The sequence below is a fragment of the Oceanibacterium hippocampi genome (assembly GCF_900172325.1).
GTDB classification, from domain to species: Bacteria; Pseudomonadota; Alphaproteobacteria; order Sneathiellales; family Sneathiellaceae; genus Oceanibacterium; species Oceanibacterium hippocampi.
On sequence record NZ_FWFR01000001.1, the window covers coordinates 308,927 to 324,525 of the forward strand.

Below are 15,599 nucleotides of genomic sequence, written 5' to 3' on the forward strand. Positions count from 1 at the left end.
CCGTCACGACGCCATGCGGAGCGGCTCGGCCGCCGATTGCGGCGGGAAGGTCTCGGCCTCCTCGATACGCAGATCCGCGTTCATCATCGTCTCCCGACCATCCTCGTAGGTGATGCGGACCTCGATCGCCGCATGATCCGCGTCCGAATAGAGCCCCTCGATGAGGCTGCCGTAACGTTCCGCGATGACCCGGCGGCGAACCTTGCGGGTCCGCGTGAGCTCGCCGTCATCGGCATCGAGTTCCTTGTGAAGCAGCAGGAAACGATGGATCTGCGAGCCGGCCAGTTCGCTGTCGATGGCGAGGCCCCTGTTCACTTCCTCGATGTTCGACCGGATCAGCGCGTAGATTTCCGGCTTCGCCGCGAGCTCGGCATAGCTGGCGTAGTTGAGATCGTTCCGCTCCGCCCAGTTACCGACCGCTTCCATGTCGATGTTGATGAACGCGGTGACCATGTCGCGGCCCGAGCCGTGACAGACTGCCTCGCGGATGAACGGGTAGAACTTGAGCTTGTTCTCGAGATATTGCGGCGCGAACAACGTGCCGTCGTTGAGCTTGCCGACGTCCTTGGCGCGGTCGATGACCTTGAGATGGCCCTCGTCGGTCATGATCCCCGCGTCGCCGGTATGCAGCCAGCCGTCCGCGCCGAGCGTCTCCGCCGTCGCTTCGTCGTTCTTGAAGTAACCGGCGAACAGGCCGGGGCTCTTGACCAGAACCTCGCCGCTCGCCTCGTCGATGCGGACCTCGCACCCCGGCGCCGCCGGGCCGACCGTGTCCGGGCGAACGTCGCCGTCCTTCTGGATGCAGACATAGGCGGCGGATTCGGTCTGGCCGTAGAGCTGCTTCAGGTTGATGCCGAGCGAGCGATAGAAGCGGAAGGTCTCCGGCCCCATCGGCGCGCCGGCGGTATAGGCGACGCGGATCCGCGAAAAGCCGAGCGTGTTCTTCAGCGGGCCGTAGATCAGCAGCTTGCCCAGACCGTAGTTCAGGCGATCGAACAGGCCGACCGGCAGGCCCTCGAGAAGCGGCGTGCCGACTTTCTTCGCGACGTCCATATAGTAGTGGAACAGCCGCCGCTTGATGGCGCTCGCATCCTCGATGCGGATCATCATGTGGGTCAGGATATTCTCGAAGATCGACGGCGGCGCGAAGAAGTAGGTCGGCCCGATCTCCTTCAGGTCGGTCATCACCGTGTCGGCGCTTTCCGGGCAATTCACCGTGTAGCCGGCGGTGTAGGCCTGGACGAAGGAGAACAGGTGATCGCCGACCCAGGCCATGGGCAGATAGGAGAGGATGTCCTCACGCTCGGTCAGGCCCTCGAAACCGACCGAGGCGCGGCCGACCTCGATCAGGCTGCCGCATTTCAGCACCACGCCCTTCGGACGACCGGTCGTGCCGGAGGTATAGGCGATCACCGCGATGTCGTCGCCGCTGCCCTTCGCGACCTCGCCCGGGTAAAAGTCCGGATGCGCCTTGTCATGGGCCCGGCCGCGTTCCTGCAGGTCGCGGAACTTGTGAAGGAATTCCTGTTCGTAATGACGCATGCCGCGGTCGTCCTCGTAGACGATCTGGCGGAGCGACGGCACGGACTCGCGGACATCGAGCAGCTTGTCGGTCTGCTCCTGGTCCTCGACGATGGCGCAAACGACCTCGGCATGATCGAGAACGAAGCGGACTTCCTCGGCGATGCCGTCCTGATAGATCGGCACCGGCACAGCGCCGATCGCCTGGATTGCCGTGAATGACCAGTAGAGATGCGGCCGGTTGCTGCCGACGATCGCCACCTTGTCACCACGCCTGATGCCGATGTCTGCAAGTCCGCACGCCAGATTGCGGACATTGTCCGCCACTTCGGCCCAGGTCCAGCATTGCCAGATGCCGAATTCCTTCTCACGGTACGCGGGCCGGGATCCGAACGTCCCGGCGTTATGCAACAACAGCTTGGCGAAGGTGTCTTGGCGACGCAGGGAGTCCTGAACGTTGCTCATAGACGCGAGATTCCTTCCCTCGAACGTCCGCAGCATTCCACGCGCGCCACCAGGACACGCAAGACCTGCTGCGACCAAACGCACTGAATGTTCTGTGGTTGCGGAACCCTGATGCAACCTCCCTAAGTACCGTCATCGTTACTTTTTTATGGGTGACGGCTCGTTTTGCGATAGTCGAACCATACTATGACCGTCAAGGAAATAATACCGGATGCATCAGCAGCCAATGGCCGTTCATCGATCCGCCCGCGGCCGCCCCGGTTGCCGTCGCGACACCCCGGTCCCCGTTGCCTTCGGCGCCCCCCGCACGGGGTCCCTGAAGATGGCGATTCCAGGGCCAAACCGCGGCACAACCTGCGCCGATCGGTCGCGGCCATAATACGCGCCGGGCCTGCGCCGCCACACCTGCACGGACGGCCGATCGGCAGTGTCTTTGACCTCGAATGCTCCAGGGCGACTGTCGCGACGGGCACGGTTTTTTGCCGGGAAACGGACTTTTCGAGTTCCTTGGCCGGTTGTTTCGCAGATACGATAAGATCGTTGTTCGAAATCGTCGCAGGCTGGTGGGGGCCGGCGCATTCTGGAATTCCCGGTGCGCATCTGTTATGCCAGCGATCGCATCGCCGTAACCCCGCAATACGCTCGCCCGGGCGGCCTCAATCCTGCGGCGCCGGGGAACGCCACATGTCACAATCGGAGGAAGAATTGAGCACCGTTGGCCAGGACAGCCTGAAAACGCGCCGCACGATCGAGGTCGACGGCACCGCCTATGACTATTTCAGCATTCCGGCGGCAGGCGAGGCCGGCTACGGCGACTTCGCCCGACTGCCCTTCTCGATGAAGGTGCTGCTCGAGAATCTGCTCCGCTTCGAGGACGGCCGCAGCGTCACGATGGACGACATCAAGGCGGTCGGCGGCTGGTTGAAGGAACGACGCTCGCCGCGCGAGATCGCCTATCGGCCCTGCCGCGTGCTCATGCAGGATTTCACCGGCGTGCCGGCCGTCGTCGACCTCGCCGCGATGCGCGCCGCGATGGCCGCCCTCGGTGGCGACCCGAAGAAGATCAACCCGCTCAACCAGTGTGACCTCGTCATCGACCATTCGGTCATGGTCGACAATTTCGGCACCGCCCGTTCGTTCCGCCAGAATGTCGACCTCGAGATGACGCGCAACATCGAGCGCTACGCCTTCCTGCGCTGGGGCCAGACCGCGTTCGACAATTTCCGCGTCGTGCCGCCGGGAACCGGCATCTGCCACCAGGTGAACCTGGAATATCTCGCGCAGACGGTCTGGACCGGCAAGGACGGCGATCGCCAGCTCGCCTTCCCCGACACGGTCGTCGGTACCGACAGCCACACCACCATGATCAACGGCCTCGCCGTGCTCGGCTGGGGCGTCGGCGGCATCGAGGCCGAGGCGGTGATGCTCGGCCAGCCGGTCTCCATGGTGTTGCCCGAGGTCGTCGGCTTCAAGCTCAATGGCCGGCTCAAGGAAGGCACGACCGCGACCGACCTGGTGCTGACCATCACCAAGATGCTGCGCGCCAAGGGCGTGGTCGGCAAGTTCGTCGAGTTCTTCGGCCCCGGCCTCGCCGAGTTGCCGCTCGCCGACCGGGCGACGATCGCCAACATGGCGCCGGAATACGGCGCCACCTGCGGCATCTTCCCGATCGACAAGGAAACCATCGCCTTCCTGACCGCGACGGCACGCGATCCGCACCGGGTCAAGCTGGTCGAGGCCTATGCGAAGGCGCAGGGCATGTGGCAGGACGAGAATTCTGTCGAGGCGGTCTACACCGATATCCTCGAACTCGACATGGCGACGGTCGAGCCGTCGCTCGCCGGACCGAAGCGGCCGCAGGACCTGGTCGCGCTGTCGACCGCCCAGGCCAATTTCCGCAAGGAAGCGCCGGCCCTGCTCGGCGGCAAGGCGATGACCGACAAGGGCCGGGTGAAGGTCGCCGGTGCCGACTATGGCCTCGCCCACGGCGACGTGGTGATCGCCGCGATCACGTCGTGCACGAACACCTCGAACCCCTCGGTCATGCTCGCCGCGGGCCTGGTCGCCCGCAACGCGCGCAAGCTCGGGCTGACGGTGAAGCCGTGGGTCAAGACCTCGCTGGCGCCGGGCTCCAAGGTGGTCTCCGACTATCTCGCCGAGGCCGGGCTGCAGGACGATCTCGACGCGCTCGGCTTCAACCTCGTCGGCTACGGCTGCACCACCTGTATCGGCAATTCCGGGCCGCTCGCCGAGCCGATTTCCAAGGCCATCGTCGAGAACGACTTGGTTGCCTGCGCGGTGCTCTCCGGCAACCGCAACTTCGAAGGCCGGGTCAACCCGCACACCCGGGCGAACTACCTTGCCTCGCCGCCCCTGGTCGTCGCCTACGCGATCGCGGGCACCATGGACCTCGATCTCGTCAACGACCCGATCGGCACCGGCAAGGATGGCAAGCCGGTCTATCTGCGCGACATCTGGCCGTCGACCGCCGAGGTCGCCGAGACCGTGCGGACCTCGATCACGCCGGCCATGTTCACGCACGAGTACGGCAACGCCTTCGCCGGCGACGAGGCCTGGCAATCGATCGCGATCGATCCGAGCGAGGTCTACGAATGGGATGCGGATTCCACCTATATCCAGCATCCGCCCTATTTCGCCGGCATGGCGAAGGAAGCCGGCGGCTTCTCCGACATCACCGGGGCCCGGATGCTGGCCCTGCTCGGCGATTCGATCACCACCGACCACATCTCGCCGGCCGGCGCGATCAAGGCCGAAAGCCCGGCGGGGCTCTACCTGCAGCAGCATGGCGTGAAGCCGGCCGACTTCAACTCCTACGGGGCGCGGCGCGGCAACCACGAAGTGATGATGCGCGGCACCTTCGCCAACATCCGCCTGCGCAACGAACTCGCGCCGGGCACGGAGGGCGGTGTCACCCGGCTGATGCCACAGGGCGATCAGATGTCGATTTACGACGCGGCGATGAACTACGCCGACGCCGGCGTCCCGCTGGTCGTTGTCGCCGGCAAGGAATACGGGACCGGTTCGAGCCGCGACTGGGCCGCCAAGGGCACCCTGCTGCTCGGCATCAAGGCGGTCATCGCGGAAAGCTTCGAGCGCATCCATCGCTCGAACCTGGTCGGCATGGGCGTGCTGCCGCTGCAGTTCCCGGCCGGCAGCGATCGCAAGTCGCTTGGCCTCGACGGCAGCGAAGTGTTCGACCTGACCGGTATCGCCGGCGGCATCAAGCCGGGCATGACGGTGCCCTGCACGATCACCCGGGCGAATGGCGAAAAGGTCGAGATCGGCCTGCTCTGCCGGATCGATACCGAAGACGAGGTCGCCTATTACAAGAATGGCGGCATCCTGCATTATGTGCTGCGCAACCTTGCCAAGTCGGCCTGAGCGGCCGCGTTCGCAAAGACGCGGCGGCTTCGGGTCGCCCATGTCACGCCGGTCCGGGTCGCCCGGGCCGGCGGGGCGGCGCGGCCCGTTGGCCGCGCGTCTCTTTCACTCACACGTGATTCGCCCGTGATGGCGCACGGCGCGTAGGCTGTCGCTCATGATCCGGCATCTCTCCCTTCTCTGCATGACCGTCGCGCTTGTCGCGGGCGCCGCGCTTGCCCGGCCGGCCCTGGCGGCCGATGTCGTGCTGAAGCCGGTCACCGTTCTCGAACTCTTCACCAGCCAGGGCTGCTCGTCCTGCCCGCCTGCCGACGCGCTGCTGAATGACCTGGCCACCCGCGACGGCGTGCTCGGCCTGTCGTTCCACGTCGATTACTGGGATTATATCGGCTGGAAGGACACCTTCGCGCTGGCCGAGACAACCGCCCGGCAGCGCGCCTACGGCGCCGCGCTCGGCGCCTCCTATGTCTATACGCCGCAGGTCGTCGTTGGCGGCCGCGCCCACGAGGTCGGCTCGAACCGGGCCGGAATCGAGCGGCTGATCGCCAGCGACAGCGACCGTACCCAGAGCCTCGGCATCACCGCTCGGATCGAGGACGGGGTGCTGGTCCTATCGCTGCCGCCGCACGAGGGCGGAGCCTGGCTGTGGCAGGTCGATATCGACCGCAACCACGAGGTCGCCATCCAGCGCGGCGAGAATAGCGGGCGCACGGTCCGCTATCACAACGTGGTCCGCAACCTGAACCGCATCGCGGCCTGGGACGGCAGCGCGCGGGAATATCGCCTCGACCTCGACGCGATCCGCCGCAAGGGTCGGGACGGCTGTGCCATCCTGGTGCAGCAGGACGGCTACGGCCCGATCATCGGCGCGCTGGAAATTGCCTTCGACGCCAGCGGCTCCTGATCCGGCCCTCGACCCCTTCCCCGCACGACCTTCTTGCTCCCCCGCGTCTCGGGCCGCTATAGCTCTGGAAACCAACCGCGAAATGCCGGAGCCATCGATGTCCGAGAAGAAAGCCCCGCCTGTGCCGATTCCGTCCGCGACGGTTCTCCTGCTTCGTGACGGGCCGGCGGGGCTCGAGGTCTTCATGGTGGTTCGCCACCGGGAGATCGATTTCGCCTCGGGCGCACTGGTCTTCCCGGGCGGCAAGGTCGATCCGGAGGACTGCGACGGGCGGCTCACCGACCGCTGCCCGGGCTGCGAGGGACTGGACGCAACGGCGCGGGCGGTCCGGGTCGCGGCGATCCGCGAGGCGTTCGAGGAATGCGGCGTTCTGCTGGCGCGGAAGCGCGGCGCAGCGGCGCTGGTCGGCGGCGACATGCTGACGGCGCTGGAGGCAAGGTATCGCGCGGCGCTGGTCGCCAACACGACCGACATGGCGACGGTCGCGGCGGCCGAGGACCTGGAGCTCGCGACCGACCTGCTCGCCCCCTTCGCCCACTGGATCACGCCGAAGCCGCTGCCGAAGCGGTTCGACACGATGTTCTTCCTGGCCCGGGCGCCGGAGGATCAACTCGCCGTCCACGATGGCAGCGAGTCGGTCGATTCCGTCTGGGCGCGGCCGCTCGACGTGCTCGCCGACTGGGAGGCGAAGCGGCGCACCTTGGTCTTCGCGACACGGATGAATGTCGCCAAGCTCGGCCGCGCGGCGAGCGTCGACGCGGCCTTCGAACAGGCCGCCTCGGCACCGCTCGTCACCGTCGAGCCGACCATGGAAATGCGCGAGGACGGCGAGCGCTGGCTCACCATCCCGGCGGCTGCGGACTACGGCCTGACCGAGGAACGGGCATCGCGCGCGATCGGCTGATCGCCCGGCGGCCCGCGCTCAGGCGGCGCCGAAGCTCCGCGTCATGACATCGGCGAGGCGGCGGGCGAAGGCCGCCGGATCGGCAACCGGTTCGCCCTCGACGATCAGCGCCTGGTCAAGCAGCAGCGCGGCCGCCTCCTCCATCTCGGTCGAGGCGCCGGCCTTCGCCGCGCGTTCGGCCAGGCCGCGGATCAACGCATGCTTCGCGTTGAGTTCGAGGATCCGGGGGGCGCGCTGCTCGATCTGGTTGTGCGCCTTCAGCACGCGGGCCAGGTGCATGTCGAGATCGTGCTCGTCGGCGACCAGGCATACCGGGCTCTCGGTGAGCCGCTTGGATACGCGGACATCCTTCACCGCCTCGCCGAGGGTCTGCTTGATCAGCGCGATGAGGGTGCCGATATCCTTCTCGGCCGGGGCCTCGGCCTTGTCGTCCGACTTGTCGGCGTCGCCGCCCTTTACGGCGCCGAGATCGATATCGCCGCGGGTGATCGAGCGGAACGGCTTGCTGTCGAACTCCGAAATGCGCCCCATCCAGAAATCGTCGACCGGATCGTGCAGCAGCAGCACTTCGACGCCCTTGGCGCGGAAGCCTTCAAGTTGCGGACTCTTGCGAAGCGTGGCCAGCGAATCGCCGCTGATGGTGTAGATCGCCTCCTGCCCCTCGGGCATCCGCGCGACATAATCCTTCAGCGAGACCAGTCCGTCGCCGGCCGTCGAATGGAAGCGGGCGAGCTCGAGCAGCTTGTCCTGGTTCGCCGCGTCCTCGTAGAGACCTTCTTTCAGCACCGGGCCGAAATTGCCCCAGAAGGTGGCATATTCCTCGGTCGCCTTGTCCGCCTTCTTCTGCAGCTCGCCGAGCACGCGCTTCACCAGCGCCTGGCGGATCCGGACCAGCACCGGATTGTTCTGCAGCATCTCGCGGCTGACATTGAGCGGCAGGTCCTCCGAATCGACGATGCCGCGGACGAATCGCAGATAGCCGGGCAGCAATTCCTCGCAATCATCGGTGATGAAAACCCGGTTCACATAGAGCTTGAGATGCGACTTCCGTTCCGGGTTGAACAGGTCGAACGGGCGCTGTGAAGGCACGTAGAGAAGCGTCGTGTAGGCGATCCGGCCTTCGACCCGGTTATGCAGGACGAGCCACGGATCGTCGAAGGCGTGGCTCACATGATGGTAGAACTCGGTATATTGCTCGGCGGTGATTTCCGATTTCGGCCGGGTCCAGAGCGCGCTCGCCTTGTTCAGCGTCTCCGCCTTGCCGTCCTCGCCCGCGATACGGATCGGCAGCCCGACATGGTCGGAATAGGTGCGCACGATGCCGGAGAGTCGGGGCTTCTCCAGGAACTCCTTCGCGTCCTTGTTCAGGTGCAGGACGATCCGCGTGCCACGGGCCGGCGCGGTATCGACCTCCTCGATCGTGAACTCGCCCTGGCCGGCGCTCTTCCAGCGCCAACCCTCGGACTCGCCGGCCTTGCGGCTTTCGACGGTCACCTCGTCGGCGACCATGAAGGCGGAATAGAAGCCGACGCCGAACTGTCCGATCAGGTTGACGTCCTTCTTCTCGTCGCCGGAGGCTTCCGACATGAAGGCGGAGGTGCCGGAACGGGCGATCGTGCCGAGGTTGCCGATCAGCTCGTCACGGCTCATGCCGATGCCGTTATCCTCGATTGTCAGCGTCTTCTGCTTCGCGTCGACGCTCAACCGGACCTGGAGTTCCGGATCGTCGGCCAGCAGTTTCGGCTCGGTCAGGGCCGCGTAGCGCAAGCGGTCGCAGGCATCGGAGGCATTGGAGATCAATTCCCGAAGAAACACTTCCTTCTCGCTGTAGAGCGAGTTGGCGACGATTTTCAGGAGTTTGCTGACTTCAGCCTGAAAGCTGTGCGTCTGGATTGTCATCGCGTGCTCTCGATATTCAGGAATGAGGATTGGCGCACATATAGGCAGTGACGGGGGCAGGCTTCAAGTCCGTGCCGGCGCTCAGTTGCCGGTTGCCCCGGCGGTTCCAGACGCCTCCACCGGCTCGGTCAGATCCGCCATGCGGCGCTGCAGCCGGTCGGCGCGATAACCGGGAAGCCGATAGGCCCAGCCGTCCAGGCGATCGGCCATGGCTGCGGCCTCCTGTCTTACCTCGTCGCTGGCGTCATCCCCGGCGCTGACATCGACAGTGATCCAGGCTGACGATTCCTTTCCGTCGGCTTCCGGCTTTATCCGTACGCTCGCGGCCAGCCCGTCGAAGGTCCTGAGATGCGCCTCGCCAGCATCGCTGAAATCCAGGTCCTCGGCGGGCGCGACATCGACATAGGTGATGAATTCCAGCACCTCCAGCATCGTCTTCAGGTCGGATTCGGCCTTCGCCTTGCGGCCCTCGGGGATGTCCTCGAGGGTCACCGGCGCGCCTTCCGCGCCACGGCTCAGATGCACCTCGGTACTATCAGGCCACGAATACCGCGCCTCGGCGATCCGCTCGCCCTTGATCTGAACAGTATTCTTGTCGAGCCAGTCGATCGCCTTCCGCTTCACGTCGAAGCGGCCGCTGACCAGCCAGGCGCGGGCCTCGCCGGGAACCCTGACGTAGATCTCCGCCGGTCGGGTGCCGGCCTCGGGCCGCTTGGTCTTGCCGAGCAACAGCGACGCCATGACCTTGCCGTCGCCGTCTTTCGCCGCGATCTCGACCGCGTCCGAGCCGTCCGCGCCGACGTCGCTGACGCCGATCTTGCCGTAGCGTTCGGGCAGCTCGGTCTTGGCCTCGATGAACTCCAGCGAGGCAAGCGCCACCAGAGCCTTCTTCACCTGGTCGGCCGGCACGGGATAGCCGCCCTTCTCGACGAGTCCCCAGGTGCCGCCCGCGCCTCGGGCGATGGTGAAGCTGCCATCGGCGCTCTTGACCGAAAGGCTCGCGACCAGGTCCAGGTCGTCGCGCAATTCCGGGAACATGGTGCCGGCCCGACGATCCAGGTCGCCGGCGATTTCCGGCCGCATCGCCACCCAAATCGCCGCGCCGGTCGCGACGATGGTAATGAGCAGGAGGACGATCCAGCTATTGCGACGCATGGCGGATCCCCTTGCCGGCATGACGCCGACTGATGCGGAAGAGGCCGATGAAGATGGCGATGAGCGCCACCAGCAGAGGCATGAGCCCGATATTGAGAACCTGGATACGGGTTTCCAGCGCGTCGATGTCGCCGCGCAGGTCGCGCTGTACCTGGCGGAGCGCGCGCCGCGTCTCCAGCAGCTCCTGGCGGAAGCTCTCGATCGCCTCGGCCTGGCCCTTCGGCAGGATGTCGCCGGTGCCGCCGACCTTGCTTTCAAGCTCGGCAATCCGGTTCTCGGTCTCCTGCAGACGCAGCTGCAGGCGGTTTTCCTCCTCGCGATAGCGACCCTCGGCCTCGCGGCGGATATCCTCCACGACCTCGAAGGGCCGGCTCGAGAAACCGCGGCTGCGCAGGCCGATCAGTTCGTCGGAGCCGCTCAGATGCTCCAGCGCATTGATCACGAAGCTCGCATTCGCTGCCGTCGGGATCGCCAGCTGCTCACCCATGAAATTCTGTCGCCGGACCCAGAAACGGTCGGCCAGCATGTCGCTGTCGGCGACCACGAGGACATTGACCGGTCCGTTGCTCCGGGCCAGCGGGGCCGGCATGGGCGTCGCCTCGGCCGGTGCCTCGTCGGCCTTCGGGCCTGCGTCCTCGGCCGCCGGCTCGGGCGCCGGGGGGCCGTCGGGAAAGGCACTCGGCACCTCGCCGCGCAGCAGCGCCGCCAGGACCCTGGCGCCGCCTTCCGGCTTGTAGCCGATCAGCAGCTTGTCCGGCTCCGGACGGCCGGCGATCCGCTCGGTCTCCATCAGGGTCGCTTGCGGCGAGGAGGTGATCAGCGGCGTCCATTCCATCGGCGCGTCGTCGCGCCGTTCCAGCGCGCCGGGGCTGGCCATGTTGATGGTGCCGAGGCCGGCGGTAAGCGGGATGTCCTGGTTCAGGCGCTGTTCGCCGAGGCCGAGCCAGGCGACGTAGTCGACCACCGAGTTGTTGTAACCGACACGGGTCGCGCTGCCGATATCGGCGACGAACCTGTCCGTCACCATCGAGATGCCCCATGGCTCCGTGAAGGGGCCGAGGTCGGAGCCCCGATCCGGGCTCGGCATCATGCCACCGCCGCCGCCGAGTTCGGTTTCCGAGAAGGGGTCGACGAAGATCATCGCGCGGCCGCCGCCAAGGACGAACTGGTCGATCGCGTAGAGCGTCGTCGGAGAGAACTTCTTCGGATGCGCCACGAGCAGCAGGGTCACGTCATCCGGAACCCGGGCGAGCGCCGTCGGGTCGAGGAAACGGACGTCATAGAAGTCCCGCATCTCGTCGAGCAGGGCATAGGGCTGCGAGCGCCCCTGCATTGCCCCCTGGATTCCGCCCGGGCCGTATTCCATCGGCAGTGCGGTCAGGATTCCGACGATCTGCCGTGCCGGGTGACCGAGGCGATAGATCGCGCGCGTCAGTTCGTATTCGAGGAACGGTTCGCGGTCGCTCCGGAAGAACGGGATGACGACCTCGTCGTCCGTGCTGTTCCGTCCGACGAGCCCGAAATAGAGCTGATCGCCGGATTCGCTCACCGGCACGCCACGCACGCCGGACGCGACGGCCAGATCCTCGGCGGTCGAGAAGGGTTCCGGATCGATCACCTCGAGCTGCACCTTGCCGTCGCTGACGCTCGCGATCTCCTCGAGCAGGTCGCGGACGCGCTGGCCGTAGACGCGGATGTCGGGAACCGTGGTCGCCAGTTTCTCCGAATAGAACAGGCGCAGACGGATCGGCTCATCCAGCCCGGCGACCACCTTGCGGGTCCCGTCCGACAGCGTGTAGAGGCCGCGTTCGGTGAGATCGATGCGGGCGCCGCGGAACAGGCCGTCGGCCAGGATATTGATCGCGAACAGCAGGACGACGAGAAGTGCCAGGCCGCTCAGCGCATAGGCTTTCCGGTTCATCGCTCACCCCTTCCTGAGCTCGACCACGATGCCATTGGCGATCAGCCAGAGGACGATCATGGAGGCGAAATAGACGAGGTCGCGGAGGTCGATGACACCCTTCACGATGCCCTGGAAATGGCTGACGAAACTCAGCGAGGCGACGGTCGAGACCAGCGCCTCCGGCGCCCAGCCGGTGAACAGGTCGAGGACGATCGGCACACCGGCGACGATGAACAGGAAGCAGGTGACGACGCTGAGCACGAAGGCGATCACCTGGTTCGAGGTCATCCCGGAGAAGCAGGCGCCGATGGCGAGGAATCCGCCTGCCATCAGGAAGGATCCGAGGTATCCGGCGACGATGACGCCGTTGTCCGGGCTGCCGAGCCAGTTCACCGTGAGCCAGATCGGCAGGGTGAGCAGAAGCGCGATGCCGATGAAGATCCAGCCGGCGAGAAACTTGCCGATCACCGCGGCGTAGGCCGGCAATGGCAAGGTCAGCAGCAGTTCGGTCGTGCCCGCCTTGTGCTCCTCCGACCAGAGCCGCATGGCGATGGCCGGGACGAGGAACAGGTAGAGCCAGGGATGGAAATTGAAGAAGGCGAGAAGGTCGGCCTGTCCGCGCTGGAAGAAATTGCCGAGATAGAAGGTGAAGATGCCGGTCAGCAGCAGGAAGACGACGATGAAGACATAGGCGACCGGAGTCGCGAAATAGCCGGCGAGCTCGCGCCGGACGATACTCCAGATAGCGCTCATTACGCCGCCTCTCCGCTTTGCCGGTGTCCGGTGAGCTTGCGGAACACGTCGTCGAGACGGCCCGGCAACACGTAGAGTTCGCGGACCGACCAGCCGCGTTCGCGGACGAGACCCGACACTGCACCGGCGATCGAAACCGATTCGGTCGGGATCACCGTGTACCGGTCGTAGCCGTCGGCGAGCTCGTCGCGGGTTACCCGCTCGACCCCGGGAAGATCCTTCAGATCCTCGGTCGCGGCCCCCGCCTGGGCACGCGGCACTGTCAGCACCACGGCGTTGTGATAGCCCGAACGGGCCTTCAGTTCGTCCGGCGTGCCGTCGGCGATGATGCGGCCGCGGTCGATGATCACCGCGCGGCTGCAGACCGCCTCGACCTCTTCGAGAATATGGGTGGAAATGACGATCGCCCGGTCGCGGGCCATCGCCCGGATCAGTTTCCGCACCTCGTGCTTCTGATTGGGGTCGAGGCCGTCGGTCGGCTCGTCGAGGATCAGCACACGCGGCTCGTGGACGATCGCCTGGGCGAGGCCGACGCGACGCTTGTAGCCCTTCGACAGGGTGCCGATCGGCTGACGCAGCACGTCACCGAGACCGACCTGGTCGATCACCGCGTCGAGCCGCTCGCGGCGCCGCTGACCGTCGATCCGGCGCACCTCGGCGATGAAGCCCAGGAAACCCGCGACGGTCATGTCGGGATAGAGCGGCGCTCCTTCGGGCAGGTAGCCGAGCACCTGGCGGGCCTGCAATGGCGCCGCGGCGACATCAAACCCGGCGATCGTGATCGAACCGGCGCTCGGCGCGAGAAAGCCGGTGATCATCCGCATGGTGGTGGTCTTGCCGGCGCCATTCGGGCCGAGAAAGCCCAGCACTTCGCCGCCAGGAACGGTCAGGTCGATGCCGTCAACCGCGGCAAACGGCCCGAAATGTTTGGAAAGACCGTGAATCTCGATCAGTGCGGGTGATGAACGCAACGTGCCCCCTTCTCCGTCGTTGGCCAACGGAATTGGCGTCGGCTTGCCAACCAACTTACGCGGTCAGCTAAGCGCTGGGGCAGGTGATTTCAAGACTTGCGGAACAGGCAAATTGCCCGATCCCGGGGAACCGTCGGGCTTCAGGCCTTGAGGTCGAGCCGGCGCCGGATCGCGGCGCCGATCCCGAAGACCTTCCGCCGCACGTGCGGGATCGTTTTCGGAGCCCCGGAACTCGGGCAGAACACCACGGATCCGTCGGGTCGGCCAACGAAGGTACCCTGCAGATCGGGATATTCTTTCCGCAGGCGGGCGATTTCCGCGCGCGGCACGAGTCGCGCCATCTCGTCCGACGAGAGAACTTCGACTTCCTGGTCGACGGAGAGCTCGAGGGGAACGGGTTGCCTGTTCATGCCTCGAGATTGCGGCAATCTTGGTTAAAATTCTCCTAAACCGCGCTGCATTCCGGAACCGTCGCGGATCAGAAACTGGACGCCGCGGCCGACTGGAAACCCCCGAGGCCGTTGGCCATTCTCGGAGCGCCGCTGGCCGGCCTCCCGGACTTGTAGACCGCGCGATGATTGGCGCGGTCGGCGACCCGGGAAATATCGATCGAGGGATCGCCGTCGACCAGCAGGAGGTCCGCATGGGCGCCCTCGGCAAGCCGGCCCTGCTGCTCCAGCCCGACGAGATCGGCCGCGACCGCCGTCGCGGCGCGGAGCGCATCGATCGGCGACATGCCCTCCTCGACCATGTAGCGGAGTTCCTGGGCGTTCTCGCCGTGGAGGTTGTAGGGCGTTCCTGCGTCGGTGCCCATGGCGATCCGACCGCCGGCCTCGTAAAAGCGGCGGAACGAGGCCTTGTGGGCCTGGTAGACCCGTTCGCATTTCCGCACCGCCCATTCGGGGATGCCACGGTCCTTGTTGCGCAGGATATTGGCGACCGCCGACAGGGTCGGCACGAGGTAGGTGCCGCGCTCGATCATTTCCTTCAGGCAGTCGTCGTCCATGAAGATACCGTGCTCGATCGAGGTGACGCCGCCGCGCACCGCGTTCAGGATGCCTTCGGCGCCCTGGGCGTGGCTGACCGTACGGCGCCGGAATCGATTTGCCTCGGCGATGCCGGCGGCCATCTCCTCGGCAGAGTAATGGGCGTCCTCCGGATCGACACCAGGCGTCATGACACCGCCGGTGGCCATGATCTTGATCTGGTCGACGCCGGCGTGAATCTGCTCGCGCACCGCGCGGATCACGTCGTCCTTGCCGTCGGCGACCCGCCCGGTGCGGTTGCCGTGACCGCCGGTCATGCAGATGACACGGCCCGAGGCGCTGACCACCGGGCCTTCGAAGGTCCCGGCCTTGATCGCGTCCCGAACCCGAAGCTCGACGTAGTTCCGGCCGCCGCAATCGCGAACCGCGACGACGCCGCCGCGCAGCGTCTTCTGCGCCCGTTCTAGTGCCTTCAGCGCCATTCCGGCATCGTCCAGCTTGTCCTGTGCGCCGCCGGGGTCGCCCTCGGCCCCGAGGCAGAGGTGAACATGGCAATCGACCAGCCCGGGCATCAGCGTCGCGCCGGCGCAATCCACGGTTTCCCCGGCAAAGCCGCTGAAAGTTCCGGCCGCGGCGATCTTCGCGATCCGTCCGTTCTCCACGAGCACGGCCTGACCGTCCTGCATGGTCTTGCCGTCGAAAAGGCGACCACCGGTGAAAAGCAGGGTCATGTCGC

The 15,599-nt window shown here is 66.0% G+C and carries 11 protein-coding genes; 3 read left to right on the forward strand and 8 right to left on the reverse strand.

Going from position 1 to position 15,599, the window contains the following annotated elements:
* Positions 1-3: 3 nt before the first annotated feature.
* A complete protein-coding gene (locus OCH7691_RS01430; protein WP_085881643.1) occupies positions 4-1,986 on the reverse strand; it encodes an AMP-binding protein in 1,983 nt (660 codons plus the stop codon).
* 684 nt (positions 1,987-2,670) lie between these two features.
* Between OCH7691_RS01430 and acnA the strand changes: the two genes are divergently transcribed.
* From acnA to OCH7691_RS01445, 3 genes are all read left to right on the forward strand, one after another.
* Entirely contained in the window at positions 2,671-5,388 is a 2,718-nt protein-coding gene (gene acnA / locus OCH7691_RS01435) for an aconitate hydratase AcnA (protein WP_085881644.1), read from the forward strand.
* Between the two features lie 157 nt (positions 5,389-5,545).
* Positions 5,546-6,292, forward strand: coding sequence for a DUF1223 domain-containing protein (locus OCH7691_RS01440; RefSeq protein ID WP_085881645.1), 747 nt, complete (start codon positions 5,546-5,548; stop codon positions 6,290-6,292).
* Between the two features lie 97 nt (positions 6,293-6,389).
* Positions 6,390-7,196, forward strand: coding sequence for an NUDIX hydrolase (locus OCH7691_RS01445; RefSeq protein WP_085883433.1), 807 nt, complete (start codon positions 6,390-6,392; stop codon positions 7,194-7,196).
* Positions 7,197-7,214: 18 nt separating this feature from the next.
* Here the strand turns inward: OCH7691_RS01445 and htpG are convergent, their stop codons facing one another.
* The 7 genes from htpG to OCH7691_RS01480 all read right to left on the reverse strand — a co-directional run bounded on the left by htpG (position 7,215) and on the right by OCH7691_RS01480 (position 15,594).
* The gene (gene htpG / locus OCH7691_RS01450) at positions 7,215-9,095 is read right to left on the reverse strand and encodes a molecular chaperone HtpG (RefSeq protein ID WP_085881646.1); all 1,881 of its coding nucleotides are present in this window, start codon (positions 9,093-9,095) and stop codon (positions 7,215-7,217) included.
* 81 nt (positions 9,096-9,176) lie between these two features.
* The gene (locus OCH7691_RS01455; protein ID WP_176244888.1) at positions 9,177-10,250 is read right to left on the reverse strand and encodes a DUF4340 domain-containing protein; all 1,074 of its coding nucleotides are present in this window, start codon (positions 10,248-10,250) and stop codon (positions 9,177-9,179) included.
* Positions 10,237-12,171, reverse strand: a complete 1,935-nt coding sequence (locus tag OCH7691_RS01460) for a Gldg family protein (protein WP_085881648.1) — start codon at positions 12,169-12,171, stop codon at positions 10,237-10,239. The genes OCH7691_RS01455 and OCH7691_RS01460 overlap by 14 nt, the downstream gene beginning before the upstream one ends.
* A gap of 3 nt (positions 12,172-12,174) precedes the next feature.
* Positions 12,175-12,906: an ABC-2 transporter permease gene (locus tag OCH7691_RS01465; RefSeq protein WP_085881649.1), complete on the reverse strand. Its 732-nt coding sequence runs from the start codon at positions 12,904-12,906 to the stop codon at positions 12,175-12,177.
* Entirely contained in the window at positions 12,906-13,859 is a 954-nt protein-coding gene (locus OCH7691_RS01470) for an ABC transporter ATP-binding protein (protein ID WP_085883434.1), read from the reverse strand. Before OCH7691_RS01470 ends, OCH7691_RS01465 begins: the two co-directional genes overlap by 1 nt.
* A gap of 158 nt (positions 13,860-14,017) precedes the next feature.
* Positions 14,018-14,287 (reverse strand): hypothetical protein, encoded by a 270-nt coding sequence (locus OCH7691_RS01475; protein WP_085881650.1) that lies wholly within the window; start codon positions 14,285-14,287, stop codon positions 14,018-14,020.
* A gap of 68 nt (positions 14,288-14,355) precedes the next feature.
* Positions 14,356-15,594 (reverse strand): metal-dependent hydrolase family protein, encoded by a 1,239-nt coding sequence (locus OCH7691_RS01480; RefSeq protein ID WP_085881651.1) that lies wholly within the window; start codon positions 15,592-15,594, stop codon positions 14,356-14,358.
* Positions 15,595-15,599 lie beyond the last annotated feature (5 nt).